Annotated in this window: 22 protein-coding genes and 1 tRNA gene; 15 read left to right on the forward strand and 8 right to left on the reverse strand. The window is 69.6% G+C overall.

Features of this window, described 5'->3' with window-relative positions:
- Positions 1–2: 2 nt before the first annotated feature.
- The 7 genes from trpC to pyk all read left to right on the forward strand — a co-directional run bounded on the left by trpC (position 3) and on the right by pyk (position 11,533).
- Entirely contained in the window at positions 3–779 is a 777-nt protein-coding gene (trpC, locus tag RYJ27_RS06610; protein WP_330171918.1) for an indole-3-glycerol phosphate synthase TrpC, read from the forward strand.
- Positions 776–2,080 (forward strand): tryptophan synthase subunit beta, encoded by a 1,305-nt coding sequence (gene trpB, locus RYJ27_RS06615; protein WP_330171919.1) that lies wholly within the window; start codon positions 776–778, stop codon positions 2,078–2,080. The genes trpC and trpB overlap by 4 nt, the downstream gene beginning before the upstream one ends.
- Positions 2,077–2,877 carry a tryptophan synthase subunit alpha gene (gene trpA, locus RYJ27_RS06620; protein ID WP_330171920.1) on the forward strand — a complete coding sequence of 267 codons (801 nt, stop codon included), beginning with the start codon at positions 2,077–2,079 and terminating at the stop codon, positions 2,875–2,877. The genes trpB and trpA overlap by 4 nt, the downstream gene beginning before the upstream one ends.
- Before the next feature lie 73 nt (positions 2,878–2,950).
- Positions 2,951–3,928, forward strand: a complete 978-nt coding sequence (gene lgt / locus RYJ27_RS06625) for a prolipoprotein diacylglyceryl transferase (RefSeq protein ID WP_330171921.1) — start codon at positions 2,951–2,953, stop codon at positions 3,926–3,928.
- Positions 3,929–3,979: 51 nt separating this feature from the next.
- On the forward strand, positions 3,980–8,554 hold the full coding sequence (gene gltB / locus RYJ27_RS06630) for a glutamate synthase large subunit (protein WP_330171922.1): 4,575 nt from the start codon (positions 3,980–3,982) through the stop codon (positions 8,552–8,554).
- Positions 8,547–10,013, forward strand: a complete 1,467-nt coding sequence (locus RYJ27_RS06635) for a glutamate synthase subunit beta (RefSeq protein ID WP_330171923.1) — start codon at positions 8,547–8,549, stop codon at positions 10,011–10,013. Before gltB ends, RYJ27_RS06635 begins: the two co-directional genes overlap by 8 nt.
- A 71-nt stretch (positions 10,014–10,084) precedes the next feature.
- Positions 10,085–11,533 carry a pyruvate kinase gene (gene pyk / locus RYJ27_RS06640; RefSeq protein ID WP_330171924.1) on the forward strand — a complete coding sequence of 483 codons (1,449 nt, stop codon included), beginning with the start codon at positions 10,085–10,087 and terminating at the stop codon, positions 11,531–11,533.
- Between the two features lie 101 nt (positions 11,534–11,634).
- On the opposite strand, the gene RYJ27_RS06645 is transcribed toward pyk, so the two are convergent.
- Positions 11,635–11,717: transfer RNA gene (locus RYJ27_RS06645), tRNA-Leu, on the reverse strand.
- A 40-nt stretch (positions 11,718–11,757) separates the two neighbouring features.
- Here RYJ27_RS06645 and RYJ27_RS06650 point away from each other — a divergent pair.
- Positions 11,758–12,378, forward strand: coding sequence for an ANTAR domain-containing response regulator (locus tag RYJ27_RS06650; protein WP_330171925.1), 621 nt, complete (start codon positions 11,758–11,760; stop codon positions 12,376–12,378).
- Positions 12,379–12,438: 60 nt separating this feature from the next.
- Here RYJ27_RS06650 and RYJ27_RS06655 read toward each other — a convergent pair whose 3' ends face one another.
- Complete coding sequence (locus tag RYJ27_RS06655) at positions 12,439–12,867, reverse strand: PaaI family thioesterase (RefSeq protein WP_330171926.1); 429 nt, start codon at positions 12,865–12,867, stop codon at positions 12,439–12,441.
- A gap of 78 nt (positions 12,868–12,945) precedes the next feature.
- Between RYJ27_RS06655 and polA the strand changes: the two genes are divergently transcribed.
- The 4 genes from polA to RYJ27_RS06675 all read left to right on the forward strand — a co-directional run bounded on the left by polA (position 12,946) and on the right by RYJ27_RS06675 (position 19,375).
- Complete coding sequence (polA, locus tag RYJ27_RS06660; RefSeq protein ID WP_330171927.1) at positions 12,946–15,594, forward strand: DNA polymerase I; 2,649 nt, start codon at positions 12,946–12,948, stop codon at positions 15,592–15,594.
- 55 nt (positions 15,595–15,649) lie between these two features.
- The gene (locus tag RYJ27_RS06665) at positions 15,650–17,326 is read left to right on the forward strand and encodes a DUF885 domain-containing protein (protein ID WP_330171928.1); all 1,677 of its coding nucleotides are present in this window, start codon (positions 15,650–15,652) and stop codon (positions 17,324–17,326) included.
- 88 nt (positions 17,327–17,414) lie between these two features.
- Positions 17,415–18,467, forward strand: a complete 1,053-nt coding sequence (locus RYJ27_RS06670; RefSeq protein ID WP_330171929.1) for an LLM class flavin-dependent oxidoreductase — start codon at positions 17,415–17,417, stop codon at positions 18,465–18,467.
- Positions 18,468–18,604: 137 nt separating this feature from the next.
- Positions 18,605–19,375 carry an SGNH/GDSL hydrolase family protein gene (locus tag RYJ27_RS06675; RefSeq protein WP_330171930.1) on the forward strand — a complete coding sequence of 257 codons (771 nt, stop codon included), beginning with the start codon at positions 18,605–18,607 and terminating at the stop codon, positions 19,373–19,375.
- Between the two features lie 19 nt (positions 19,376–19,394).
- Here the strand turns inward: RYJ27_RS06675 and RYJ27_RS06680 are convergent, their stop codons facing one another.
- Both RYJ27_RS06680 and RYJ27_RS06685 read right to left on the reverse strand, forming a co-directional pair.
- On the reverse strand, positions 19,395–20,033 hold the full coding sequence (locus RYJ27_RS06680; RefSeq protein ID WP_330171931.1) for a hypothetical protein: 639 nt from the start codon (positions 20,031–20,033) through the stop codon (positions 19,395–19,397).
- A 131-nt stretch (positions 20,034–20,164) separates the two neighbouring features.
- The gene (locus tag RYJ27_RS06685) at positions 20,165–20,590 is read right to left on the reverse strand and encodes a hypothetical protein (protein ID WP_330171932.1); all 426 of its coding nucleotides are present in this window, start codon (positions 20,588–20,590) and stop codon (positions 20,165–20,167) included.
- Positions 20,591–20,767: 177 nt separating this feature from the next.
- On the opposite strand from RYJ27_RS06685, the gene RYJ27_RS06690 reads away from it, so the two are divergent.
- Positions 20,768–21,361 (forward strand): dihydrofolate reductase family protein, encoded by a 594-nt coding sequence (locus tag RYJ27_RS06690; RefSeq protein ID WP_330171933.1) that lies wholly within the window; start codon positions 20,768–20,770, stop codon positions 21,359–21,361.
- A 170-nt stretch (positions 21,362–21,531) separates the two neighbouring features.
- Here the strand turns inward: RYJ27_RS06690 and RYJ27_RS06695 are convergent, their stop codons facing one another.
- The 4 genes from RYJ27_RS06695 to RYJ27_RS06710 all read right to left on the reverse strand — a co-directional run bounded on the left by RYJ27_RS06695 (position 21,532) and on the right by RYJ27_RS06710 (position 24,122).
- On the reverse strand, positions 21,532–21,771 hold the full coding sequence (locus RYJ27_RS06695; protein WP_330172008.1) for a DUF6510 family protein: 240 nt from the start codon (positions 21,769–21,771) through the stop codon (positions 21,532–21,534).
- Positions 21,771–22,481: an FAD-binding oxidoreductase gene (locus RYJ27_RS06700; RefSeq protein ID WP_330172009.1), complete on the reverse strand. Its 711-nt coding sequence runs from the start codon at positions 22,479–22,481 to the stop codon at positions 21,771–21,773. The genes RYJ27_RS06695 and RYJ27_RS06700 overlap by 1 nt, the downstream gene beginning before the upstream one ends.
- 4 nt (positions 22,482–22,485) lie before the next feature.
- Entirely contained in the window at positions 22,486–23,727 is a 1,242-nt protein-coding gene (locus RYJ27_RS06705; RefSeq protein ID WP_422732873.1) for an IS3 family transposase, read from the reverse strand.
- Between the two features lie 116 nt (positions 23,728–23,843).
- A complete protein-coding gene (locus RYJ27_RS06710) occupies positions 23,844–24,122 on the reverse strand; it encodes a molybdopterin-dependent oxidoreductase (RefSeq protein ID WP_479691274.1) in 279 nt (92 codons plus the stop codon).
- A 140-nt stretch (positions 24,123–24,262) separates the two neighbouring features.
- Between RYJ27_RS06710 and RYJ27_RS06715 the strand changes: the two genes are divergently transcribed.
- Positions 24,263–25,183 (forward strand): AEC family transporter, encoded by a 921-nt coding sequence (locus RYJ27_RS06715; protein WP_330171934.1) that lies wholly within the window; start codon positions 24,263–24,265, stop codon positions 25,181–25,183.
- Positions 25,184–25,279: 96 nt separating this feature from the next.
- Positions 25,280–25,834, forward strand: a complete 555-nt coding sequence (locus tag RYJ27_RS06720) for an HdeD family acid-resistance protein (RefSeq protein WP_330171935.1) — start codon at positions 25,280–25,282, stop codon at positions 25,832–25,834.
- Positions 25,835–25,847: the final 13 nt, after the last annotated feature.

The following is a 25,847-nucleotide window of genomic DNA, read 5'->3' on the forward strand; positions in this document are numbered from 1 at the left end:
CCGTGCTCGCCGACCTGACGGCCGGCGCAGTCGAGGACTCCCGGACGCGCGAGGCCGGGCGGCCCCTCGTCGAGGTGGAGCGCGCGGCACTGGCAGCCGCACCGCCGCTGGATGCCCTCGCCGCGCTGGCACCGGCGGACGTCGTGCGCATCATCGCCGAGGTCAAGCGCGCGAGCCCCTCGCGCGGAGACCTCGCCGACATCCCCGATCCCGCCGCACAGGCGCGTCTGTACGAGACCGGCGGCGCATCGGCGATCAGCGTGCTGACCGAAGGACGCCGCTTCAAGGGAAGCCTCGCCGACCTCGAGGCCGTGAAGGGCGCCGTGTCGCTCCCGGTGCTCCGCAAGGACTTCATCGCCACGACGTACCAGGTCTTCGAGGCGCGCGCCGCGGGCGCCGACCTCGTGCTGCTGATCGTCGCGGCGCTCGACCAGCGCACGCTCGAGACGCTCCACGCCCTCATCCTCGAGCTCGGAATGACTCCCCTCGTCGAGGCGCACTCCGCCGAGGAGCTCGACCGGGCGGCCGCGGTCGGGGCGCGCCTGATCGGGATCAACGCCCGTGACCTGCGCACGTTCGAGCTCGACCGAGACCTCTTCGGGCGACTGTCGGAGCGATTCCCCTCCGACGCCATCAAGGTCGCGGAATCCGCCGTCCTCTCCCCGGAGGACGTGCGCCACTATCGCAACGCCGGCGCGGACGCCGTGCTCGTGGGGGAGGCGCTCGTCACGAGCGACCCCGTCGCGACGCTGCGCCGATTCCTGGAGGTCGCCGCATGACCGGCACAACGCACGTCACCACCCCCGCGCACAGCCTTCGCGACGCACCCGGTCCGTTCTTCGGCGACTTCGGCGGCCGGTACATGCCCGAGTCGCTCATCGCCGCGATCGACGAGCTCACCGCGGTGTACGAGGACGCGATGGCCGACCCCGCCTTCATCGACGAGTTCCACGCTCTCCTGCGCTCCTACGCGGGCCGGCCCTCGCCGCTCACGGAGGTGCGGCGGTTCGCCGAGCACGCCGGGGGTGCGCGCGTCTTCCTCAAGCGCGAGGACCTCAACCACACCGGCTCACACAAGATCAACAACGTCATCGGCCAGGCCCTCCTCACCAAGCGGCTCGGCAAGACGCGCGTGATCGCGGAGACCGGCGCGGGCCAGCACGGTGTCGCGACGGCCACCGCCGCGGCGCTGTTCGGCTTCGACTGCACCATCTACATGGGCGAGGTCGACACGCAGCGACAGGCTCTCAACGTCGCGCGCATGCGACTCCTCGGCGCCGAGGTGATCCCGGTGACCACGGGCTCGCGAACCCTCAAGGACGCGATCAACGAGGCGTACCGCGACTGGGTCGCGAGCGTCGAGACCACCAACTACATCTTCGGCACCGCCGCCGGCCCGCACCCCTTCCCCGCCATGGTGCGCGACTTCCAGAAGGTCATCGGCGAGGAGGCGCGCGCGCAGCTGCTCGAGGAGGCCGGGCGGCTCCCCGACGCCGTGCTGGCCTGCGTGGGCGGGGGATCGAACGCGATCGGCATGTTCGACGCGTTCCTCGACGACGAGGGCGTGCGGCTGTACGGCGTGGAGGCCGCCGGCGACGGCGTGGACACCCCGAAGCACGCGGCATCCATCGAGCGCGGACGCCCCGGCATCCTGCACGGCGCGAAGACCTACGTTTTGCAGGACGAGGACGGACAGACGGTGGAGTCGCACTCGATTTCGGCGGGTCTGGACTACCCGGGCGTGGGCCCGCAGCACGCGTGGCTCTCGGCGATCGGTCGCGCGGAGTACATTCCCGCGACCGACGACGAGGCGATGCAGGCGCTGCGGCTTCTCAGCCGGACCGAGGGCATCATCCCCGCCATCGAGTCGGCGCACGCCCTCGCGGGCGCGCTGCGCATCGGGAAGGAGCTGGGTCCCGACGCGATCATCGCGATCAACCTCTCCGGCCGCGGCGACAAGGACATGGACACAGCCGCGCGCTACTTCGAGCTCTACGACGCCGAAGCGCCGACGCCCGTCATCCCGGACGAAACGATCGAGGGTTCCGAGGCCGCTTCCGGCGAAGGGATCGAGCTGTGAGCTCGCGCGTAGAGGAGGCGATCACGCGCGCACACGCGGAGGGCCGCGGCGCACTGATCGGATACCTGCCGGTCGGCTTCCCGGACCTGCCGACGAGCATCGAGGCCGCCGTCGAGCTGGCCGCGAGCGGCGTAGACATCCTCGAGCTCGGCCCGCCCTACAGCGACCCCGTGATGGACGGCGTGGTCATCCAGGAGGCGACGCAGGCGGCGCTGGCGGCCGGGTTCCGCCTTCGCGACCTGTTCCCGGCGATCCGGGAGGTCACCTCCCGCGTCGACATCCCCGTGCTGGTGATGTCCTACTGGAACCCGATCTGGCAGTACGGCGTCGACCGCTACGCCGACGATCTTCTGGACGCGGGCGGCGCGGGCATCATCACGCCCGACATCACCCCCGATGCCGCGGCGGAGTGGATCGACGCCAGCACGCGCACGGGCCTGGACCGCATCTTCCTGGCGGCGCCGTCGTCGACCGACGAGCGCCTGGACCTCGTGGTGAAGAACTCCACGGGGTTCGTCTACACCGTCTCGACGATGGGCATCACGGGGGAGCGGGCAGAACTGGATGCCGCCGCGCGCACGCTCGTCGCGCGGCTGCGCGCACGCGGAGCGGCGCACTCGTGCGTCGGCATCGGCATCTCGACGCCCGACCAGGTGGCCGGGGTGCTCGAGTACGCCGACGGCGCCATCGTGGGAACCGCTCTCGTCCGCGCGCTCCGCGACGGCGGGATCGAGGGCCTCGGCGAGGTCGCCCGCGCCCTGTCCGCGGGCACGACGAAGGCTACCTCCGCGCGCTAGCGTTCACCTGTCCTCGTTCGGCTCGGGCACGAGCGTCGAGACGCCGGAAGGCACTGCCGATAGAATCTCCGTCATGCTGTCTTCCGCGCTCGACATCTTCGCGAGCATCCCGAGCCCCTCGATCAGCTATGTCGATCTGGGGCCGTTGCGCATCCATTTCTACGCGCTCTGCATCATCACGGGAATCATCGTCGCGACGCTGCTGACCAACCATCGCCTCACCAGGCGCGGTGCGGAGCCGTGGGTGGTCCTGGACATCGGCCTGCCCGCCGTCGTCCTCGCGATCATCGGCGCGCGCATCTACCACGTGGTCACGCACCCCGGCTTCTACTTCGGCGAGGGCACCAACATCTGGGCGGTGTTCTTCATCTGGGAGGGCGGCATCGCGATCTACGGCGCCCTCATGGGCGGCGCGGTCGGAGCGTGGCTGGGGTGCCGCTGGACGGGCATCCGGTTCTGGACCTTCGCCGACGCCCTGGCTCCCGGAATCCTGCTCGCCCAGGCGATCGGCCGCTTCGGCAACTGGTTCAACCAGGAGCTCTTCGGCCTGCCCACCGACCTTCCCTGGGGTCTCGAGATCGATCCCGGCAACGCCGCGATCCCGGCGGGCCTGCCCGAGGGCACCCTCTTCCACCCCACGTTCCTCTACGAGGTGATCTGGAACGTCGCCGGCGTCTGCGTGCTGCTGTGGGTCGGCGCGCGCCTGGGCCTGCAGTGGGGCCGCCTGTTCGGCCTCTACCTCGTCTGGTACAGCGCAGGTCGCATCGTGTGGGAGTCGATCCGCATCGACCCGAGCGAGATCTTCTTCGGCATCCGCACGAACGTGTGGGCCGCGGTCGCGGGGGTCCTGCTCGGGCTCGCCATCATGATCGTCCAGAAGCGCCGTCACCCGGGCCTCGAGCCGAGCCCCTACGTTCCCGGCCGCGAGCGCCCCGGAACGGGGGCTGCGGTACAATCGGAGGACACCACGGAGTTCGTGGACGTGAGCGAACCGCCCGCGAATGAACTCGACAGCGGAGCAGAAGCCACAAGCTCAGCCGCCACCAAATGAGCATCCGGGCCGACGGCGTCCCATCTAGCACCACCAGTGAGGACGGTTGATATGGCCGCGAGCCCTCTCTTCGGCGAGCGCAGCACAATCCCCTCGAAGCAGGGGATGTACAACCCCGATTTCGAAAAGGACGCCTGTGGTCTGGCGATGGTCGCGACCCTGCGCGGCACGCCGGGCCACGACATCATCGACCAGGCGCTGACCGCGCTCCGCAATCTCGAGCACCGCGGCGCGATCGGCTCCGATGCCGGCACGGGCGACGGCGCCGGCATCCTGACGCAGATTCCCGACGATTTCCTGCGCGCCGTCGTGGACTTCGACCTGCCCGCCAAGGGCGAGTACGCGGTCGGGATGGCGTTCCTGCCGCGGGACGACGAGGCGCGCGCGAGCCTGAAGGCCGGCGTGGAGAAGATCGCCCAGAGCGAGAACCTCGTCATCCTCGGATGGCGCGAAGTGCCCGTCGACGAGCGGCACCTCGGAAAGCTCGCCTTCGAGGCGCGCCCCGCGTTCGAGCAGCTCTTCGTCTCGCGCCCCGCGGTGGGCGACCAGCCCGCCCTGTCGGGGATCGACCTCGACCGTCGCGTCTACCGACTGCGCAAGCGCGCGCGCCACGAGCTCGACGCCTACTTCGTCTCGCTCTCCGCGCGCACGCTCGGCTACAAGGGCATGGTGACGACCCTGCAGCTCGAGCCGTTCTACCCCGACCTGCAGGACGAGCGCTTCGCGTCCGAGCTCGCGGTCGTCCACTCGCGGTACTCCACCAACACCTTCCCGTCGTGGCCGCTCGCGCAGCCGCTGCGCATGCTGGCGCACAACGGCGAGATCAACACCGTCAAGGGAAACCGCAATTGGATGCGGGCTCGCCAGTCCCAGCTCGAATCCGAGCTGCTCGGCGACGTCAAGCCCCTGCTGCCGATCTGCACGCCCGGAGCGAGCGACTCGGCATCCTTCGACGAGGTGCTCGAGCTGCTGACCCTGACGGGCCGCAGCCTTCCCCACGCGATCATGATGATGGTGCCCGAGGCCTACGAGAAGCAGGCCGACATGGACCCCGACCTGCGGGCGTTCTACGACTACCACTCCATGCAGATGGAGCCGTGGGACGGGCCTGCGGCCCTCATCTTCACCGACGGCACCCTCGTGGGCGCGACGTTGGACCGCAACGGCCTGCGTCCCGGCCGCTGGACCGAGACCACCGACGGCCTCATCGTCATCGGCAGCGAGACGGGCGTGCTCGACATCGAGCCCGAGCGGATCAAGCGGCGCGGGCGCCTTCGCCCCGGCCGGATGTTCCTCGTCGACACGGCCGCCGGCCGCATCGTCGAGGAAGACGAGATCAAGAAGCAGCTCGCGACGCTGCACCCCTGGCAGCAGTGGCTCGACAAGGGCACCGTGCGCCTGGCGGATCTCCCCGAGCGCGAGCACATCGTGCACCCCATCGCCTCCATCACCCGGCGTCAGCGCACGTTCGGGTACACCGAGGAGGAGGTGCGCATCCTCCTGACCCCGATGGGACAGACGGGCGCGGAGTCTCTGGGAGCCATGGGGTCGGACACGCCCATCGCCGTTCTCGCCGAGCGCCCCCGCCTGCTCTTCGACTACTTCGTGCAGCAGTTCGCGCAGGTCACCAATCCGCCGCTGGACTCGATCCGCGAAGAGGTCGTCACGAGCCTTCGGATGGGGCTCGGGCCCGAGCCGAACCTGCTGTCGTGGGGCGCGGACCACGCCCGCAACGTCACGCTCGACTTCCCGGTGATCGACAACGACGAGCTCGCCAAGATCCAGCACATCGACACGGCGTTGCCCGGTCGCACCTCCGTCACGATCCGCGGTCTCTACCGCGTCGAGGCGGGCAAGAAGGGGCTGGAGAAGCGCATCGCGCAGATCTGCAGCGAGGTCGACCAGGCGATCGAGGACGGCGCGGAGTTCATCGTGCTCTCCGACCGCGACTCGAACAAGGACCTCGCGCCGATCCCGTCGCTGCTGCTCGTGGCCGCCGTGCACCACCACCTGATCCGGCGCGAGACGCGGATGAAGGTGGGCCTCGTCGTCGAGGCCGGCGACGTGCGCGAGGTGCACCACGTCGCGACGCTCATCGGCTACGGCGCATCCGCCGTGAACCCCTATCTGGCCATGGAGACCGTCGAGTACCTCGTGCGCGCCGGCTTCATCAGCGGCGTCACTCCGGAGAAGGCCGTCAAGAACCTGATCTACGCCCTCGGCAAGGGCGTGCTGAAGATCATGTCGAAGATGGGCATCTCGACGGTGTCCTCGTACGCCGGCGCCCAGGTGTTCGAGGCCGTCGGCCTCTCGCAGGAGTTCGTCGACACCTACTTCACCGGCACGGAGTCGAAGCTCGGCGGCGTCGGCATCGATGTCGTCGCCGCCGAGAACGCCGCGCGCCACGCGTACGCGTATCCGGAGGATGCCGCGGTGCGCGCGCACGAACGGCTCTGGACCGGCGGGGAGTACCAGTGGCGCCGCGACGGCCCCCCCCACCTGTTCAACCCGGACACGGTGTTCCGCCTGCAGCACGCGACCCGGACGCGGCGGTACGACATCTTCCGCGAATACACCAAGCTCGTCGACGACCAGGCGAACGAGCTCAACACGCTGCGCGGGATGTTCCGCCTGCGCACGGGTGAGCGCCCGCCCGTGCCGCTGGACGAGGTGGAGTCGGTCGCGTCGATCGTGAAGCGGTTCCAGACCGGGGCGATGAGCTACGGCTCCATCTCCAAGGAGGCCCACGAGACGCTGGCCATCGCCATGAACCGCTTGGGCGGCAAGTCGAACACCGGCGAGGGCGGAGAGGACGTCGACAGGCTCCTCGACCCCGAGCGCCGCAGCGCGATCAAGCAGGTCGCCTCGGGTCGCTTCGGTGTGACGAGCATGTACCTCACCCACGCCGAGGACATCCAGATCAAGCTCGCGCAGGGCGCCAAGCCCGGCGAGGGCGGACAGCTGCCCCCGACGAAGGTGTACCCCTGGGTCGCGCGCACCCGTCACGCCACCGCCGGCGTGGGGCTCATCTCCCCGCCGCCGCACCACGACATCTACTCGATCGAAGACCTCAAGCAGCTGATCTTCGACCTCAAGCGGTCGAACCCGAGCGCCCGCATCCACACGAAGCTCGTGAGCCAGTCGGGCATCGGAGCGGTGGCTGCGGGTGTCGCCAAGGCGCTCTCCGACGTCATCCTCGTCTCGGGGCACGACGGCGGCACCGGCGCGAGCCCCATGAACTCGCTCAAGCACGCCGGCACGCCGTGGGAGCTGGGACTCGCCGAGACCCAGCAGACGCTGATGATCAACGGCATGCGCGACCGCGTGGTGGTGCAGGTTGACGGTCAGCTGAAGACCGGCCGAGACGTCGTGATCGCGGCGCTTCTGGGCGCCGAGGAGTTCGGATTCGCCACGACGGCGCTCGTCGTCGAGGGCTGCATCATGATGCGCGTCTGCCACCTGGACACGTGCCCCGTGGGCGTCGCGACCCAGAACCCCGAACTGCGAAAGCGCTTCACCGGCAAGCCGGAGTTCGTCGTGAACTTCATGGAGTTCATCGCGGAAGAGGTGCGGGAGTACCTGGCGGAGCTCGGCTTCCGCTCGATCGACGAGGCCGTCGGGCATCACGAGATGCTGGATGTCGAGGGCGCGATCGCGCACTGGAAGGCGAGCGGCCTCGACCTCTCGCCGATCCTGCGCGGAATCGCCTTCGCCGAGGACGAACCGCGCCGGCACGCCCGGGCGCAGGCGCACGAGCTCGACGAGCACTTCGACGTGCAGCTCATCGAGCGCGCGCAGGACGTGATCGCGCACGGCGGCGAGGTGAGCATCGACCTCCCGATCCGCAACACCGAACGCGCGGTGGGAACGATGCTCGGCCACCGGGTGACGCTCGCGCACGGCGAGAACGGCCTGCCTGCCGGATCGATCACGGTCAACCTCCGGGGTTCCGCCGGCCAGTCGTTGGGCGCCTTCATGCCCGCGGGCATCACGCTGCGCCTCGAGGGCGACTCCAACGACTACGTCGGCAAGGGGCTCTCGGGCGGCCAGATCGTCATCCGGCCACCCCGGGGCGCGACCTTCGACGCGTCGCAGAACGTCATCGCCGGCAACGTGATCGGCTATGGCGCCACGCAGGGGACGATGTTCCTGCGCGGTGTGGTGGGGGAGCGCTTCTTCGTGCGGAACTCCGGCGCCACGGCCGTCGTGGAAGGCGTGGGCGACCACGCGCTCGAGTACATGACCGGCGGTCTCGCCGTCATCCTCGGTGCAACCGGCCGCAACCTCGGTGCGGGCATGTCCGGCGGCACGGCCTACGTGTACAAGCTCGACGAGGCGCTGGTGAACCGCGAGGCCCTCGCCTCCGGCGAGCTGGAGTTGAAGGAGCTCGGCTCCGGCGACGTCGAGATCCTCCGCGATCTGCTCGAGCAGCACATGTCGGAGACCGGCTCGACGCTCGCCGCGGACCTCCTCGCGGACTTCGACGCCGAAGCGTCGAAGTTCGTCCGCGTTCTGCCGCGCGACTACGCGGCCGTCCTGCAAACCCGTCAGAAGGCGGTCGCCGAGGGGCTGGACCCCGACAGCGACGTCGTCTGGACCCGAATCCTGGAGGTGACCGGTGGCTGACCCCAAGGGCTTCCTCAAGGTCACGGAGCGTGAACTGCCGGCTCGCCGGCCCGTGCCCGTGCGCATCATGGACTGGAAAGAGGTCTACGAGCCCGGCGACTCCGCCGTGCTGCGTCGGCAGGCCGGCCGTTGCATGGACTGCGGCATCCCGTTCTGCCACAAGGGGTGCCCGCTCGGCAACCTCATCCCCGAGTGGAACGACCTGACGTGGCGCGGCCAGGGCCGCTCGGCGATCGAGCGGCTGCACGCGACGAACAACTTCCCGGAGTTCACTGGCACGCTCTGCCCCGCTCCGTGCGAGAGCTCGTGCGTGCTCGGGATCAACCAGCCCGCCGTCACGATCAAGCAGATCGAGGTTTCGATCATCGACGAGGCGTTCGCGAACGGATGGGTCGAGCCCGTGCCGCCCGGACGTCTGACGGGGAAGACCGTCGCCGTCGTGGGATCGGGGCCCGCGGGACTAGCCGCCGCCCAGCAGCTCACTCGTGCCGGCCACACGGTCGCGGTGTACGAGCGCGACGACCGCATCGGCGGCCTGCTGCGCTACGGCATCCCCGACTTCAAGATGGAGAAGCGGCGGCTCGAGCCGCGCCTGCGCCAGATGCAGGACGAGGGAACCCGCTTCCGCGCGGGCGTGGAGATCGGCAAGGACATCTCCTGGGATGACCTGCGCTCGCGCTACGACGCCGTCGTGGTGGCCACGGGCTCGACCGTTCCCCGCGACCTCCCGATCCCCGGTCGAGACCTGGCAGGCGTCCATTTCGCGATGGAGTACCTGGTGGAGTCGAACCGCGCGGTCGCCGGCGACACCGTGCCGAATCAGATCACGGCGGAGGGCAAGCACGTCGTCGTGATCGGCGGCGGCGACACCGGGGCCGACTGCATCGGAACCGCGCACCGCCACGGCGCGCTGAGCGTGACGAACCTCGCGATCGGCGTCCAGCCCCCGCAATCCCGCACCGATGCGCAACCCTGGCCCATGACGCCGACGATCTTCGAGGTGTCCTCGGCGCACGAGGAGGGCGGCGAGCGGATGTATCTCGCCTCCACGGTCGAGTTCCTCGGAAACGCCGCGGGCGAGGTCCGCGCGCTGCGCGTCGCGGAGACGGAGTTCGTCGACGGCCGGCGGGTGCCCAAGAGCGGCACCGAGCGCGAGATCCCCGCCGACCTCGTGCTCATCGCGATGGGCTTCACGGGGCCGGAGGGCGACACGCTCGCCTCCCAGCTGAGCGCCCCCTTCACCACGAGGGGCAACGTCGAGCGCGACGGCCACTACCAGACGTCCATCCCGGGCGTCTTCGTCGCCGGCGACGCCGGCCGCGGACAGTCGCTGATCGTCTGGGCGATCGCGGAGGGCCGCGCGGCCGCCGCGAGCGTCGACGCCTACCTCATGGGCCACACCGAACTGCCCTCGCCCGTCCGCCCCACGGACGTCGCGATCGGCCTGCAGCCCGCGTAGGCTGACCCGGGCGCTTTCGCGTCCACACCACCCCCCCCCCCGAAATAACGATCCCCTGGAGCTCCAACACGATGAGACGCGCCAAGATCGTCGCCACCCTCGGACCGGCCACGTCGACCTATGAGTCGGTACGGGCGATCATCGAGGCCGGCGTCGACGTCGCACGGTTCAACCTCAGCCACGGCGACTACACCGTGCATGAGAACAACTTCGCCAACGTGCGCAAGGCTGCGGATGACGCGGGCCGGCCGGTGGCCGTTCTCGTCGACCTGCAGGGACCGAAGATCCGCCTCGGACGCTTCGCCGACGGACCGCACGAGCTGGCGGTCGGCGACATCTTCAAGATCACCGTCGACGACATCCCCGGCACCAAGGAGATCTGCTCCACGACCTTCAAGGGCCTGCCCCAGGACGTGCGACCCGGCGACTTCCTCCTCATCGACGACGGCAAGGTGCGCGTGAAGGTCCTCGAGACCGACGGCACCGTCGTGACCACCGAGGTCGTCGTCGCCGGAACGGTGTCCAACAACAAAGGCATCAACCTGCCCGGCGTCGCGGTCAACGTCCCCGCCCTGAGCGAGAAGGACGAGGCCGACCTGCGCTGGGGCCTGCGCATCGGCGCCGACATCATCGCGCTCTCGTTCGTGCGCAGCGCGAAGGACGTGCAGCGCGCGCACGTGATCATGGCGGAGGAGGGACGCCACGTCCCGATCATCGCCAAGATCGAGAAGCCGCAGGCGGTCGACAACCTCGAGGAGATCGTCGACGCGTTCGACGGCATCATGGTCGCTCGTGGGGATCTCGGTGTCGAGCTTCCCCTCGAGGCCGTGCCGATCGTGCAGAAGCGCGCCGTCGAGCTCTCGCGGCGGATGGCCAAGCCGGTCATCGTCGCGACGCAGATGCTCGAGTCGATGATCAACAGCCCCGTCCCCACGCGCGCCGAGACCTCCGACGTCGCCAACGCCGTGCTCGACGGGGCGGACGCCGTCATGCTCTCGGGCGAGACGAGCGTGGGGGAGTACCCCGTCGTGGTCGTCGAGACGATGGCCCGCATCGTGGCCTCGACCGAGGAGCACGGCCTGGACCGCATCGCGAAGCTCACCAACAAGCCCCGCACGCAGGGCGGCGCGATCACGCTCGCGGCGATCGAGGTGGCCGACTTCGTGGAGGCCAAGTTCCTCTGCATCTTCACCGAGTCGGGCGACTCGGCTCGCCGCATGTCGCGGCTGCGTCCGAACATCCCGATGCTCGCGTTCACGCCCGAGCCGGCGATCCGCCGGCGCATGGCGCTGACCTGGGGCATCCAGTCCACGCTCGTCGAGCACGTGGCGCACACCGACCGGATGTTCATCCAGGTGGACGACTACCTGCTCTCGAACGACCTCGCGAAGGTCGGTGACAAGGTCGTCGTGATCTCCGGTTCTCCTCCCGGGATCGTCGGGTCGACCAACGACATCCGCGTCCACAAGGTCGGCGACGCCGTGCACGGCGCGGCCCCGATCTACCAGACGCGCGAGTAGCTCTCCCTGCTCCGCATGGCGATGGCGGCGGCATCCATTCGGATGCCGCCGCCATCGTCGTGCGGAGCGAGTGCGAGGCGCATGATCTCGCCTCGGCAGGGTGCCGGTGGTGGGAGTCGAACCCACACGCCCTTTCGGGCAACCGAGTTTGAGTCGGTCGCGTCTGCCATTCCGCCACACCGGCCCGGGCACACTCGAGATCGACCATATCGTAGGATTGGCGGGTGACTGACCCAGACCAGACCGCGGCTCCCGCGGCATCCGCTCCGCGACGCGTCGTCGTCGCCGAGGACGAATCGCTCATCCGTCTCGACATCGTCGAGATCCTGCGCGACAACGGCTTCGAGGTCGTCGGCGAGGCGGGAGACGGCGAGACCGCCGTCCAGCTCGCCACCGAGCTGCGTCCCGATCTCGTGATCATGGACGTCAAGATGCCCGTGCTCGACGGCATCAGCGCGGCGGAGAAGCTCAACAAGAACCACATCGCCCCCGTCGTGCTGCTGACGGCCTTCAGCCAGAAGGAGCTCGTCGAGCGCGCGAGCGAGGCGGGTGCGCTCGCCTATGTCGTGAAGCCGTTCACGCCGAACGACCTGCTGCCGGCGATCGAGATCGCGCTGAGTCGCTACCAGCAGATCATCACGCTCGAGGCCGAGGTCGCCGACATGGTCGAGCGCTTCGAGACCCGCAAGCTCGTCGACCGTGCGAAGGGCCTCCTCAACGAGAAGATGGGCCTGTCGGAGCCCGAGGCGTTCCGCTGGATCCAGAAGGCGTCGATGGATCGACGCCTCACGATGCAGGATGTCGCCAAGGCGATCATCGAACAGCTCGCCCCCAAGAAGGTCTGACGCTCCCGCGGAAGCATGCCTTCGCGACGACGGCCGCGGTGTCCTCGGATGCCGCGGCCGTCAGCGTGCGGGGGCGTCCTTGATCATGTTGGTGATGCGCACGGTCGACAGGCGCCGTCCGGCATCATCGGACACGACGATCTCGTGCACCGTCATGCTGCGCCCGAGGTGCAGGGGCGTGCAGACGCCCGTGACGCGTCCCGAGGTCGCCGAGCGCGTGTGCGTGGCGTTGATGTCGACGCCGACGGCGAGACGACCAGCGCCGGCATGAAGGTTGGCGTGCATCGACCCGAGCGACTCGCCGAGCACGACGTACGCGCCGCCGTGCATGAGCCCGACCGGCTGCGTGTTGCCCTCTACGGGCATGGTCGCGACCGCGCGTTCGGGGGTGAATTCCACCCACTCGAACCCCATCTTCTGGGCCAGCGATCCGATGCCGCGCGACCGGGCCCATTCGAGGGCGGAGGGATGAGCGGCGGCGTCGTACATGGGGCTCCTTCGGGCCGGGGTGACACGGCGGGACGAACCCGCATCGGCACTGTCGGACGCGCTGACTAAGCTGTCGGGGTGCCGGACTCCGCAAAGCCTACCCTCATGGTCGTCGACGGCCACTCGCTCGCCTACCGGGCCTTCTTCGCCCTTCCCGTCGAGAATTTCACGACGAAGGACCACCAGCACACGAACGCCATCTACGGCTTCCTGGCGATGCTCATCAACCTCATCAAGGCCGAGCGCCCGAGCCACCTGGCGGTCGCCTTCGACACCTCCCGCACGTCGTTCCGCACGCGGGAGTACGCCGAATACAAGGCGAACCGCAGCGAGACGCCCGCGGAGTTCAAGGGTCAGATCCCTCTCCTGCAGGAGTGCCTCGCGGCCATGAACATCCCCGTCCTCCAGCAGGAGGACATCGAGGCCGACGACATCCTCGCGACGCTCGCCACGCAGGGCGCGGCCGACGGCTTCGACGTGCTCGTCGTCTCCGGCGACCGCGACACGATCCAGCTCGTCACCGACGACGTCACCCTGCTGTACCCGAACGTGCAGGGGGTCTCGCAGCTGAAGCGCTACGACCCGGCAGCGGTGATCGAGAAGTACGGGCTCCCGCCCGAGCAGTACCCCGACATCGCCGCGCTCGTGGGCGAGACGAGTGACAACCTGCCCGGCGTGCCGAAGGTCGGCGAGAAGACGGCGGTGAAGTGGCTCACCCAGTTCGGTTCGCTCGATGAGCTCCTGACCCGGGCGGACGAGATCAAGGGCGTCGTCGGCGGCAATCTGCGCGAACACCTGGACGCCGTCCGCCGCAACCGCGCCCTGAACCGCCTGCTCACCGACGTCGAGCTGCCGGTGACCCCCGCCGACCTCGAGGCGCGGGCGATCGACGCGCAGGCCGTGCGCGACATCTTCGCTCGGCTCGAGTTCCGCACGCTCCTCAGCCGCGTGTTCGAAGCGGTCGGGGCCGAACAGCCCGGCGGATCGGAGCCTTCGGCCGACGCGCCGACCGCGCCCGCCCCTCGAGAGATCACGGACGCCGAGTTCGCCGACTGGATCGACGCCGCGACCGCGAACCACCCCGATGGGATCGCGCTCACCTTCTCCGCGGCCCTCGACCGCGCGGGACTCGCGACGGCGACGGAAGCCGTGGAGATTGCCTGGGCGGGCGGGGCCGGCGCGTCGCCGGCGCTCGAGGGCTGGCTCGCCTCGGCATCCCCGAAGGTCATGCACGACGCGAAGGCGCAGGTGAAGGCGATCCGTCGGTCCGGGGCGCGTGTCGACGGCGTCGTCTACGACACCCTCCTCGCGGGCTGGCTGCTGCGTCCGAGTTTCCCCGACAAGTCCCTCGCCGATCTCGTCGAGCGATACCTCGGCGAGAGCCTTCCCGTCGCCGATCCGAACCAGCTCGTCCCGGAGACCGACGGAGCCACACCGGGACAGCAGGCGTGGTACATCCTCCGCGTCGCGGACGCGCTGCGCGAGGAGTCCCCGGAGCCGGTGCGCCGCGTGCTCGCCGACATCGAGATGCCGACGCTGTCTGCGCTGGCCGACATGGAGCTCGCGGGCGTCAGCGTGTCGCACGACAGGCTGTCCGGCTTCTCCGCCGAACTCGGTGCCCGGGCCGAGGCGCTCGCCGCCGAGGCGTACGGCATCATCGGCCGCGAGTTCAACCTGGGTTCGCCGAAGCAGCTGCAGGAGGTGCTTTTCGACGAGCTCGCGCTTCCGAAGACCCGCAAGACCAAGACCGGATACTCGACGGATGCCGCGGTCCTGGCGGATCTGCAGGAGAGCAACCCCCACCCGTTCCTCGACCTGCTGCTGCAGCACCGCGAGGCGACGAAGATGCGGCAGATCATCGAGTCGCTCGACGTCGCGATCGCCGCGGACGGTCGCATCCACACGACCTACGTGCAGACGGGGAGCCAGACCGGCCGGCTCTCGAGCACGGAGCCGAACCTGCAGAACATCCCGGTGCGCACCGACGAATCCCGTCGCATCCGCGAAGCCTTCCAGGTGGGAGACGGATACGAGGCGCTCCTCACGGCCGACTACTCGCAGATCGAGATGCGCATCATGGCGCACCTCTCCGAGGATCCCGGGCTCATCGAGGCGTTCAACTCCGGCGAGGACCTCCATCGCTTCGTCGGAGCGCGCGTGTTCGGCGTGTCGCCCGACGATGTCACCCCCGCCATGCGCACCAAGGTCAAGGCGATGTCCTACGGGCTCGTGTACGGCCTCTCGGCCTTCGGCCTGTCGAAGCAGCTGCGCATCGAGCAGTCCGAGGCGAAGGAGCTCATGACCGAGTACTTCGCGCGCTTCGGGGCGGTACGCGACTACCTGCGCGGCTCCGTCGCTCAGGCTCGGATCGACGGGTACACCGAGACGATCTTCGGCCGGCGTCGTCCGTTCCCCGATCTCGGCAGCCCGAACCGGGTGCTACGCGAGAACGCCGAGCGTGCCGCCCTTAACGCCCCGATCCAGGGCAGCGCCGCCGACATCATGAAGATCGCGCTGTTCCACATCCACGACGCGCTGCGAGAAGAGGGTCTGCGCTCGCGCATCCTGATGCAGATCCACGACGAGCTCGTCGTCGAGGTCGCGCCGGGGGAGTGGGACGCCGCGGCGCGCATCGTGCGCGAGAGGATGGGCGACGCGGCGCACCTGTCGGTGCCGCTGGACGTACAGATCGGCCGCGGAGCGAACTGGAACGAGGCGGCTCACTGAGCCCATCGACTCCCACTCGGGCGGGCGGGCGGGCGGGCCTGGCTAGGCTCGTCGCATGACCGCATCTGAACGGACCTCCACGCCGATCGACACGATCGCGGAGGCGTGGGTCGACACGCTCGCCGACCTCTCGCCGATCCTCGCGACCTACATCGGACGATTCGAGCACAACGGGCGATTCGACGACTTCTCGCCCGAGGGTGCGGAGAAATACGCCGCGGCGGCGCGCGCCACGCTCACGGCGCTCGAGGCGGCCGACGCCGTCGACGAGATCGACCGGGTCACGAAGGACGACCTCGGCGGGGAGCTGCGTCTGTCCCTCGAGCTCCACGAGCACCGCGCACACCTGCGGGACCTCAACGTCATCGCCTCTCCCGCGCAGGAGATCCGCTCCGCGTTCGACCTGATGCCCACCGACACGGTCGAGGACTGGGAGGTGATCTCCACGCGGCTGGCGGCCCTCCCCGACGCGATCAGCGGCTACATCGCCTCACTCCGTGAGGGTGCCCGGAATGGCGTCGTGCCCGCGCGGCGTCAGGTCACGGAGGTCGCGGCTCAGATCGCGCGATACACGGCCGACACCGGGTTCTTCGCGGAGTTCGTCGGGAGCGCATCGCCCGCCGAGGGGCAGCTGCCGGCATCGCTCGCCCGCGCGCTGGCCGATCGCAGCGGCGCGGCGCGGGTCGCCTACGACGGGCTGGCCCACTTCCTCCACACCGAGCTGGCGGCGGATGCCGGGGAGCAGGACGCCGTCGGGCGCGACCTGTACGCGCTCCACTCCCGCCGCTTCCTCGGCGCGAGCATCGACCTGGACGAGACCTACGAGTGGGGGATCGAGGAGCTCGCCCGCATGGTCGCCGAGCAGGAGGAGGTCGCCCAGGAGATCCTTCCGGGCGCGTCCGTCGAGGAGGTGGTCGCCTTCCTGGAGGCGGACCCGTCCCGGAAGCTGCACGGCACCGACGCGCTGCAGCGGTGGATGCAGGAGACGAGCGACAGGGCCGTCGCGGAGCTCGGCGCGACGCATTTCGACATCCCCGAGCCGATCCGCCGGCTCGAGTGCATGATCGCCCCCACGAAGGAGGGCGGGATCTACTACACGGGACCGACAGACGACTTCTCCCGCCCCGGACGCATGTGGTGGTCGGTGCCGGAGGGCGTGGAGAGCTTCGACACATGGCGCGAGCTGACCACGGTCTATCACGAGGGCGTTCCCGGCCACCACCTGCAGATCGCGCAGGCGGTCTACAACCGCGCAGAGCTGAACTCGTGGCGCCGCCTGCTCGCGGGGACGTCGGGCCACGCGGAGGGATGGGCGCTGTACGCGGAGCGCCTCATGCAGGAGCTCGGCTACCTGGACGATCCGGCCGACCGCTTGGGAATGCTCGACGGTCAGCGGATGCGCGCCGCCCGCGTCGTGCTCGACATCGGGGTGCACCTCGGCAAGACGCGCCCCGACGGCGAAGGGGTGTGGGATGCCGACTACGCCCTGGCGTTCATGCGACGCAACGTCAACATGCCCGACGAGTTCGTGCGGTTCGAGGTGAACCGCTATCTCGGCTGGCCCGGTCAGGCGCCCTCCTACAAGGTGGGGCAGCGCATCTGGGAGCAGGTGCGCGAGCAGTATCGCGCGGACCGCGGCGACGCCTTCGACATCAAGGAGTTCCACAAGCGGGCGCTGGACGTCGGCGGGGTCGGGCTCGACACGCTGGCGACCGCCCTGCGGCGCGGCTAGGCCGGCACGGCCACGGCCACGCTGATGCCGTCGCGGGAATGATCTCGCCGCGGCATCCGTTCTATGCTTGTGAATGGAAAGGCGGATCATGAACGCACCCGTACAGCTGGGCCTGGACACTTTCGGAGACGTGACGCGCGGCGAGGACGGCGAGCTGCTCTCGCACGCGCAGACGATTCGAAACGTCGTCGAGCAGGCGGAGCTCGCAGATCAGGTCGGCCTGTCGTTCTTCGGGGTGGGGGAGCATCATCGCCCGGACTTCGCGGTGTCCAGCCCGGAGATCGTGCTCGCGGCCGCCGCCGCACGCACGAGCCGGATCCACCTCGGCACGGCCGTGACGGTGCTCTCCAGCGACGACCCGGTGCGGCTCTTCGAGCGGTTCGCGACGCTGGATGCGATCTCGAACGGGCGCGCGGAGGTCATCCTCGGTCGGGGATCGTTCATCGAGTCCTTCCCGCTGTTCGGTTACGAGCTCTCCGACTACGAGACGCTCTTCGAGGAGAAGCTCGACCTCTTCACGAAGCTCATGGCCGAGAAGCCGGTCAGCTGGCAGGGGCGTACCCGCGCGGCGCTCGTCGACGCCGACGTGTACCCCAAGACGGAGAACGGGCTCAAGGCGTGGATCGGCGTCGGCGGTAGTCCGGAGTCCGTCGTGCGCGCCGCCCGCCACGGCCTCGGGCTCATGCTCGCGATCATCGGAGGGCCCGCGGCGCGCTTCCGTCCGTTCGTCGACCTGTACCACCGGTCGCTCGACGCGATGGGCCTGCCCGCCCTGCCCGTGGGGGTGCACTCGCCGGGCCACATCGCCGACACCGACCAGCAGGCGTGGGAGGAGGCCTTCCCGGGCTTCGAGTCGATGCACAACACGATCGGGCGCGAGCGGGGATGGCCCCCCTACAACCGCATGCGCTTCCAGCAGGACGTCGGTCCGGAGGGCGCCGTGTACGCCGGCTCGCCCGAGACCGTCGCCCGGAAGATCGCGACGACCGTGAGTCAGCTGGGGCTGACCCGCTTCGACATGAAGTTCTCTACGGGCACGCTCTCCCACGCCAAGATGATGCGCAGTATCGAGCTCTACGGCACGCAGGTCGCCCCGCGCGTGCACGAGCTCCTCGCCGAGGCGCCGGCGGCGCGGGCGTAGGCACGATCCGCCCGCCCTTCGCCGCCTGTGGGGCAGGTTGCGTGCAGTGGGGCAGGTCGTAACCTGCCCCACTGCACGTGTCCTGCCCCAGTTCGCCGCGCCGGGGGTGACGACCGGGGCACGCATAGGCTGGGGGAGTGGCACACGTGCGGTACGTCGCGATCGGCGATTCATTCAGCGAGGGCGTGGGCGACGACCTTCCCGACGGCAGGCAGCGCGGTTGGGCCGACCTGGTGGCGCAGGGCTGGGCCAACGCGACGGGTTCGCGCGTCGAATACGCCAACCTCGCCATCCGGGGCAAGCTGATCTGGCCGATCGTGGCGGAGCAGCTCGAGCCCGCGCTCGCCCTGCGCCCGACGCACCTGTCGTTCAACGGCGGGGGCAACGACATGCTCCGGCCCCGTGCCGACATCGAGCACATCGCCGATGCGTTCACCCGGGTGCTGCAGCGGTGCGACGAGGAGGGCGTCACGCTCATCCTCCTCTCCGGCGCGAACCCGTCGCCGCACCTCCCGCTCGGCGGACTCATCCAGAGGCGTGGCGACGCCCTCTCGCGGGCGGTGCTGCGCCGAGCCGAGGGCCGGGACGACGTCGTCCGCGCCCTGAACTGGCCGGACGGCGAGCTGTCGACCGCGCCCTTCTGGTCTCACGACCGGCTCCACATGAACGCGCGCGGTCACCACCGCGTCGCCGCCCGGGTGCTCGACGCCCTCGGACTCGCGGCACCCGAGGACTGGTGGCAGCTGCGCTGGGATGCCGCCTCCGGCCCCCGCGGCTGGCGCTACTACCGTGAGCACGTCGGTCCGTGGCTGCGCCGGCGCCTGACGGGGACGTCTTCGGGAGACGGCCGCGAGGCCAAGTACGCCGCATGGACGCCGGTCGACCCCTCCGGCCCCGCCGCAGGGTGAGGCCGGGCGCCGCACCGGCTCAGCAGGCGGGACCGGCTGGATCCTCGAGGCACGTCCGCGCGACGAGCGCGCTGCGGACCTCCACGACCCTCACGTCGTAGGCCGTTGCGGACGAGGTCACGCTGCCCTCGACGGGCCGCCACGCGCCGGACCCGAAATCCACGTGCGCCTCGTAGACGACGGTCGCCGTCGCGCGGTAGATGCCGGGTGCGGCATACGTGTGACTCGTCGCCGTCGCGGCGTAGTCGGCAAGCCCGAGAGAGGCCCACGTCGCGCCGCCGGCCCGGTGCGACGCCCCCGATCCGTCGCCGTGCTCGAACCGGTACCCCACCGGGCGGAAGCGCACGGTCACGTCGTAACCCAGCAGCGGACCCGACTGCAGCTGAGTGGATGCCGCGGCGACGAGGTTCGTCGGCATGCCGGCGACGCCGAGCCCCAGGGGCTCCCCGGTCAGCGTCGGTGCCGCCGGAACGAAGGAGGCCAGGTCGGCCGCCGTGACATCGGGGAGCCCGATGACGCCGTACCCGGGACGGCAGAGCGCGCTGGCGCACGGGGGCGCGGCCGGGGCTTGACCGACCGAACCCGGCCCGCCGGGGCCGGGTTCCCGCCCGCCCGACGACCCGCCCGGCGTACCGGGGCGGGTCGCGCTCGCTCCCACCTCGACGCTTGAGCCGTCGGTTATGGCGGAACAGGTGGCAGTCCAACCGCCGCCCAGGCAGCCCGAGGAAGAAGTGGGATGCCAGATGCCCGCTACTCCGATCATGAATGCAGCCAACGCGAGAAGCGACACTAAACGCACCCGGGCCCGTCTAGACGACCATCGATCGCCCCGATTCGATAGCCAGTCGGCGATCCCGGATCTTCGGTTGCTGCAACCCGCATCCTCTGCAGGTCGACCCGATCGGGCGCAACGACAGATGCTCCTGACTCGTCAACTAGATCGACCGGGCCGACATCGAGGCAGACATCCATAAGCACCTCCGTGCCACTTCTGGCCTGAGGAACTACCAAGGTGGCTGTCGAGTGTCCGGAAACCGTCAGACGCTTTGAGTGCATTTCGGTGAACAATCGGCGTTCTCCTGCGTTCGCCTCACCCGTAGTCCAGGCGTAGACCGCCTCGAAGGTGTTCGGATCGCTGAGGTCCACCTGGTTGAGCGCATCGACGTAGGAGCGGTAGGTCGCTTCCGCAGCCGCGAAGGCCTCGTCATCCGTCATGAACACTACGCTGGGCTCGGGGGAGGGGCCGGGCGGCGTGGGCGCGCATCCCGCCAGCAACAGGATGCCCCCCATGACCCACACCGCCCGTCGACTCCCCATGGCGACACGCTAGCGTCGCAGAGAGCATCGACACCGGTTATCCACAGCGTCCGAGGATGGTCGTAACCTCGCGGCATGACGCGATTCCACTACGACACCGCCACGTCGATCGACGGCTTCATCGCCGACCGGGACGGCTCCCTCGCGTGGCTCTTCGCGGTAGCCGGCGGCGAGGAGCCGGATGCCGATCTCCTGCCGTCCGGGCACACCGTCATGGTCGAGGGATCGACGACCTACGAGTGGGTGCTGGCCAAGACCGACCTGCTCGAGCATCCCGAGAAGTGGCGCGAGTTCCACGGCGACGTCCCGGTCTTCGTGTTCACCTCCCGCGATCTCCCCGTGCCGGCCGGCGCGGACGTGCGATTCGTCCGGGGCGCTGTCGTCGAGGCGCTTCCGGCCATCCGCCGGGCGGCCGCCGGCGGTGATGTCTGGATCGTGGGCGGGGGAGACCTGGCGGGACAGTTCCTGGATGCCGGCGCCCTCGACCGCATCGCGATCTCGATCGCACCGGTGGCGCTCGGTGCGGGCGCCCCGCTGTTCCCCCGGCGACTGGAATCCGACCGTCTGAGGCTCGCCTCCGCGAGGTCCGTGGGCCAGTTCGCACGCCTGGAGTTCGATGTCGAACCACTGAACGGGGTAGTCACCGGGATCGACGTGACAGGCTCGTAGCGGCACACGGCCGCGGTGCGCCTTCGCCGCTATGGGCCGGACTCACCGACGGCGGGCATCATCTCGTCCGATCAGCGCGATGAATCGTCGCAGCGGCGCTCTCCCGGCCGAACTGACATAATGTACATTATCGGACTAGCGTCGAGAGTGGTCCCGAGGGCGCAGTTCGGTCAGCGATCCGACGCGCAGAATCGGCAACGCGTCCGTCGGATCACCGTGAACAGAGTGTGGGTGCAGTGCCGGCAGCGCACGAGCGCGGCCTGAGCGTCCGCGCCGCATTCCCCGCAGGTCGCCACGAGCGCCGTCGCGTCGCCGGCCAGCAGGTCCGCGAGGATGCCGGCCACAGCATTCCCGTCGACCAGCGCGGCGTGCGCCGCCTGACGATCCGTGCACGGGTGTCCTGCATCCATCACGCCCCTCCGAATCTCTCGGTACGCACTCGCTCCGGATCATGGCCGAGTTCCACGAGCGCTCGCGCTGTCACCTCGACGAATCCCGTCGGGCCGCAGACGTAGAACGTCGCCCCCTGATCCGGAGGCCATACGTGCTCGGCGACGGCTGCCCGGTCGAGGCGGCCGAGAGGGCCGCGCCATCCGATCGGTCCCTGGCGCGTGTACACCCAGGTCACGGAGATGCCTCGCTCCCCCATGTCTTCGAGATCCTCACGATATATCGCGTCTGTCGGACTCCGCGCGGAGTACAGCAGACGGAACGGCTGACCCGATTCCGCGTGCACGCGGGCGCGGGCGATCGCCCGCAGCGGGACGATCCCCGATCCCCCCGCGATGAGCTGCACCGGGCCTGGCGTCGACGGGCGCCATACGAAGTAGCCGCCGAGCGGACCGAGCACCTCGAGCTCGTCACCCGGCTGCACGTCGCGTACCAGGTAGGGCGACACCTCTGCGTCGTCCACCTCGTCCACCGCGAGCTCGATGCGCTCGCCGTCACCGGCAGCGGCGAGCCAATAGGACCGCACCGCCTGATACCCGTCCTCGGCGGTGAGCCGCACGTCCACATGCTGACCGGGCGCACTCCCCTGCCACCCCTCGACGTGCACTTCGAGCACACGTGCGGTGGGGGTGACGGCGCGCCGGAAAGTGTCAAGGCGGGTGAGACAGATTCCGTCAGGCGGTCTGTATGAGGGCCTCCTGTGAGGGCTGGTTGATCCAGGCGGCCTCGGGCAGCTTGGGCGCCTGGGGTCGGCGGTGGCCGAAGCGCTCGGGACGGGCGGCGTAGGCCGCGTCCAGGGTGGCCTGGCGCTGGGCGCGGACCTGCCCGGCGGTGCCGAAGTGGACGCTGGCGGGGGTGTGCAGCCCGATCCCGCAGTGGCGGTGCTCGTGGTTGTAGTAGGCGAAGAACTGCTCGGCGAACGCGCCGGCGTCGGCCAGGGACCCGAAGCGCTCGGGGAAGACCGGGGCGTACTTCAGCGTCTTGAACGCCGCCTCGCTGTAAGGGTTGTCGTTCGACACGTGCGGGCGGGAGTGCGACCTGGCCACCCCGAGGTCGACGAGCAGCTGAGCGACCGGTTTGGAGGTCATCGAGGTCCCGCGGTCGGCGTGGATCGCCTCCGGCACGCCATGGATGCCCATGGCGTGCTCGAGCAGGTTCTTGGCGATCTCGGCGTCCTCGCGGGCCGCGATGGTCCAGCCCACGACGAACCTGGAGAAGATGTCGAGCACGACGTACAGGTCGTAGTACACGCCCCGCTCCGGCCCCTTGAGCTTTGTGATGTCCCAACTCCACACCTGCCCCGGCGCCGTCGCGACGAGCTCGGGCCGGGTCCGGGGCGGGTGGCTCGCCTGCCGGCGCCGTTCCCCGGCCATGTCGTGCTCGCGCAGGATCCGGTGCATCGTGGACATCGAGCACAGGTAGGTGCCCTCGTCCAGCAGCGTGGCCCAGACCTGGGCGACCGACTTGTCCGCGAACCGCTGGCTGGTCAACACGGCCAGCACGTGGGCCCGCTCGGCGGCGGACAGCTTGTTCGCCGGTGCCGGCCGCGGTGTCCGTGGACGTGGCGGTGGCGGGTTCTTGGCCCGGTAGTGACTGGCGCGGGAGCGACCCAGCAGCGCGCACGCAGCCGCGGTGCCGACGTGCTCGGCCAGCCCGTCGACGGCCGGGTTGATCACCGCGGCGACCGCGGCGGCTTGTCCGCGCTCTCGGAGAGCGTCTCCAAGAGCGCGTGTGCTTTTCCCATCAGGTCCAGCGCCGCCCTGGTCTTGGCCAGCTCGGCCTCGGCCTTCTCCGGCGTCGTACTCGGCCAGGATCGCCGCTTTGAACTCGGCGGTGAACGTCCGCCTCTTGGGCCGGTCAGCACGAGGAGCCATAGCCCCATCATCGGTGCCGACGTCAGCAACCGTCATCGTCATCTCAGTATTGGTCCGTTCTCGCCCCGTGCAGTGCGAAGGTCAGCAGTGCTGGTGTCTCACCCCATCCTGACGCACAGGGCGCGCGCTGACGATCCGGGCTCTTCGCCAGCCGCCGCTCACCAGTAGCGTTCCTCCCGCCAGGGATCTCCGCGTAGGTGGTAGCCGTTCTGCTCCCAGAAGCCGGGGTCGTCACGTTCGCGCAGCTCGATACCGTGCACCCACTTCGCACTCTTCCAGAAGTACAGGTGAGGCACGAGGAGGCGGGCGGGCCCGCCGTGCTCCGCGGCGAGCGGCCTTCCGTCGAACTCGTACGCGATCCACGCCTCCTTGTCCGTGCGGAGGAGGAAGGACCACTCCTCCACGTCGGGCCTCGGGGTCGGCCCCGCGGAGAGCACCGGGAAGTCCGTCGTGAGGTATTGCCCCGGTCACCCGCTGACGCACCTACAGTATCCGCGCCGCAGACCGCGGAACAGACTCCTTCCCTCCCTCACTACTCTGGGGGGATGCCGCGCACGAGCCACACCCCGCCGAGCGCATGATCGATGCGCTCACCGGGTTCGCGGTCATCGGCTTCGCGATCTTCGTCGGGTGGGTCATCGGCCGGATCGACCTGCTCGGCGAGCACGCACGACCCGTGCTGGCGAAGCTCATCTTCTACGTCCTCTCGCCGTTCCTGCTCTTCGTCGTGCTGGCGCAGGCCGACGTCCGGATGCTCTTCTCCGCGCTGCTGCCCGTCTCGGCGATCGCCGCGATCGCCGTCATGGTCGTCTATGCGCTCATCGCCCGGGCCCTCTGGCGCCGCTCGGTCTCGGAGACGCTCATCGGCGCCCTCTCCTCGGGCCAGGTGAACTCCAACAACATCGGCATCCCTCTCTCGCTGTACCTGCTGGGAAGCGCGGCATTCCCCGCACCGGTCATCCTGATGCAGCTGCTGGCCTTCACACCCGTCTCGATGGCGATCCTGGAGGCGGCGACGAGCGGCGTGCGCCGAGTGCGTCCGCTTCTGCTGCGCACGGTGGGCAACCCCATCGTGATCGGCTCGGTCCTCGGCACCCTCGTCTCGGTGAGCGGAGTGCGCCTTCCCCCTCTCGTGCTCGAGCCCGCCCAGTTGATCGCCGACGCGTGCGTTCCGGTGCTGCTGATCAGCTATGGCATCTCGCTTCACGGTCAGCGGGTGCTGGCACCGTCGGGGCGGCGCCGCGACATCCTGCTGGCGGCTTCGCTCAAGCTCGTCGTGATGCCGGGGGTCGCGTGGGCCGTCGCCGCGCTCGCCTTCCGTCTCTCCCCCGCCGTCGTGCTCGTCGTCGTCGTCCTCGCGGCGCTGCCCACCGCGCAGAACGTCTTCAACTACTCCCAGCGCTACGGTGTCGGCGAGACGATCGCCCGCGACACGGTCTTCCTCACCACCGTCGGCTGCGTGCCCGTGCTGCTGCTCGCCCTGTACCTGCTCGGCTGACGTCGCCTCCGACACGGGCGGGGGCCGACCAACATTGGGCGCCCGCGAGCGATAGCCTGGGGCCACTCCCAGCACATTCCCAGAAAGGCCCCTCGCATGAGCACCGACATCCCCGTCGAAAAGGCTGCCGTCAACGGCATCCGCACCGCCTTCGGCCTGGGCGGCGTCATCGCCCTCATCGTCGGCATCCTGATCCTCGTCTGGCCGGGTCGCACGGCAATGGTGGTTGCGGCCATCATCGCCGTGTACGCGATCGTCGGCGGCCTCGTCTACGCCGGACTCGGCATCTTCTCGAAGGCCATGGGCGGGTGGTCGCGCATCGGTCACATCGTGCTCGGCATCCTTTTCGTGGTCGCGGGCATCATCGCCCTCTCGAACCTCGGCGCCACCACCGCGTGGCTCGCGGTGTTCCTCGGCGTGCTCGTCGGCATCATGTGGATCGTCGAGGGCGTCGTCGCGCTCACGACCCTGAGCGGCGCGGCGTCGAAGGGCCTCACGATCTTCTTCGCCGTCCTGAGCATCATCGCGGGCATCATCCTGATCTTCGCCCCGCTGTGGGGCGCGGTCGTGCTGTGGTGGATCCTCGGCATCTCGCTCGTGGCGCTCGGCATCGTGCAGATCGTGCGCGCCTTCACCTTCAAGTCGCTCTGATCCGCTGCGGGCA

This window comes from Microbacterium limosum, assembly GCF_036324365.1.
GTDB lineage: Bacteria > Actinomycetota > Actinomycetes > Actinomycetales > Microbacteriaceae > Microbacterium > Microbacterium limosum.

Excerpts from the sequence above, each read along its gene's own strand:
- RYJ27_RS06670 (WP_330171929.1), top strand. The coding sequence starts at position 17,415 with ATGAACGCACCCGTACAGCTGGGCCTGGACACTTTCGGAGACGTGACG.
- RYJ27_RS06655 (WP_330171926.1), bottom strand. The coding sequence starts at position 12,867 with ATGTACGACGCCGCCGCTCATCCCTCCGCCCTCGAATGGGCCCGGTCG.
- RYJ27_RS06720 (WP_330171935.1), top strand. The coding sequence starts at position 25,280 with ATGAGCACCGACATCCCCGTCGAAAAGGCTGCCGTCAACGGCATCCGC.
- RYJ27_RS06695 (WP_330172008.1), bottom strand. The coding sequence starts at position 21,771 with ATGGATGCAGGACACCCGTGCACGGATCGTCAGGCGGCGCACGCCGCG.
- RYJ27_RS06705 (WP_422732873.1), bottom strand. The coding sequence starts at position 23,727 with ATGACGATGACGGTTGCTGACGTCGGCACCGATGATGGGGCTATGGCT.
- RYJ27_RS06685 (WP_330171932.1), bottom strand. The coding sequence starts at position 20,590 with ATGACGGATGACGAGGCCTTCGCGGCTGCGGAAGCGACCTACCGCTCC.
- pyk (WP_330171924.1), top strand. The coding sequence starts at position 10,085 with ATGAGACGCGCCAAGATCGTCGCCACCCTCGGACCGGCCACGTCGACC.
- lgt (WP_330171921.1), top strand. The coding sequence starts at position 2,951 with ATGCTGTCTTCCGCGCTCGACATCTTCGCGAGCATCCCGAGCCCCTCG.
- gltB (WP_330171922.1), top strand. The coding sequence starts at position 3,980 with ATGGCCGCGAGCCCTCTCTTCGGCGAGCGCAGCACAATCCCCTCGAAG.
- RYJ27_RS06715 (WP_330171934.1), top strand. The coding sequence starts at position 24,263 with ATGATCGATGCGCTCACCGGGTTCGCGGTCATCGGCTTCGCGATCTTC.
- RYJ27_RS06690 (WP_330171933.1), top strand. The coding sequence starts at position 20,768 with ATGACGCGATTCCACTACGACACCGCCACGTCGATCGACGGCTTCATC.
- trpB (WP_330171919.1), top strand. The coding sequence starts at position 776 with ATGACCGGCACAACGCACGTCACCACCCCCGCGCACAGCCTTCGCGAC.
- RYJ27_RS06665 (WP_330171928.1), top strand. The coding sequence starts at position 15,650 with ATGACCGCATCTGAACGGACCTCCACGCCGATCGACACGATCGCGGAG.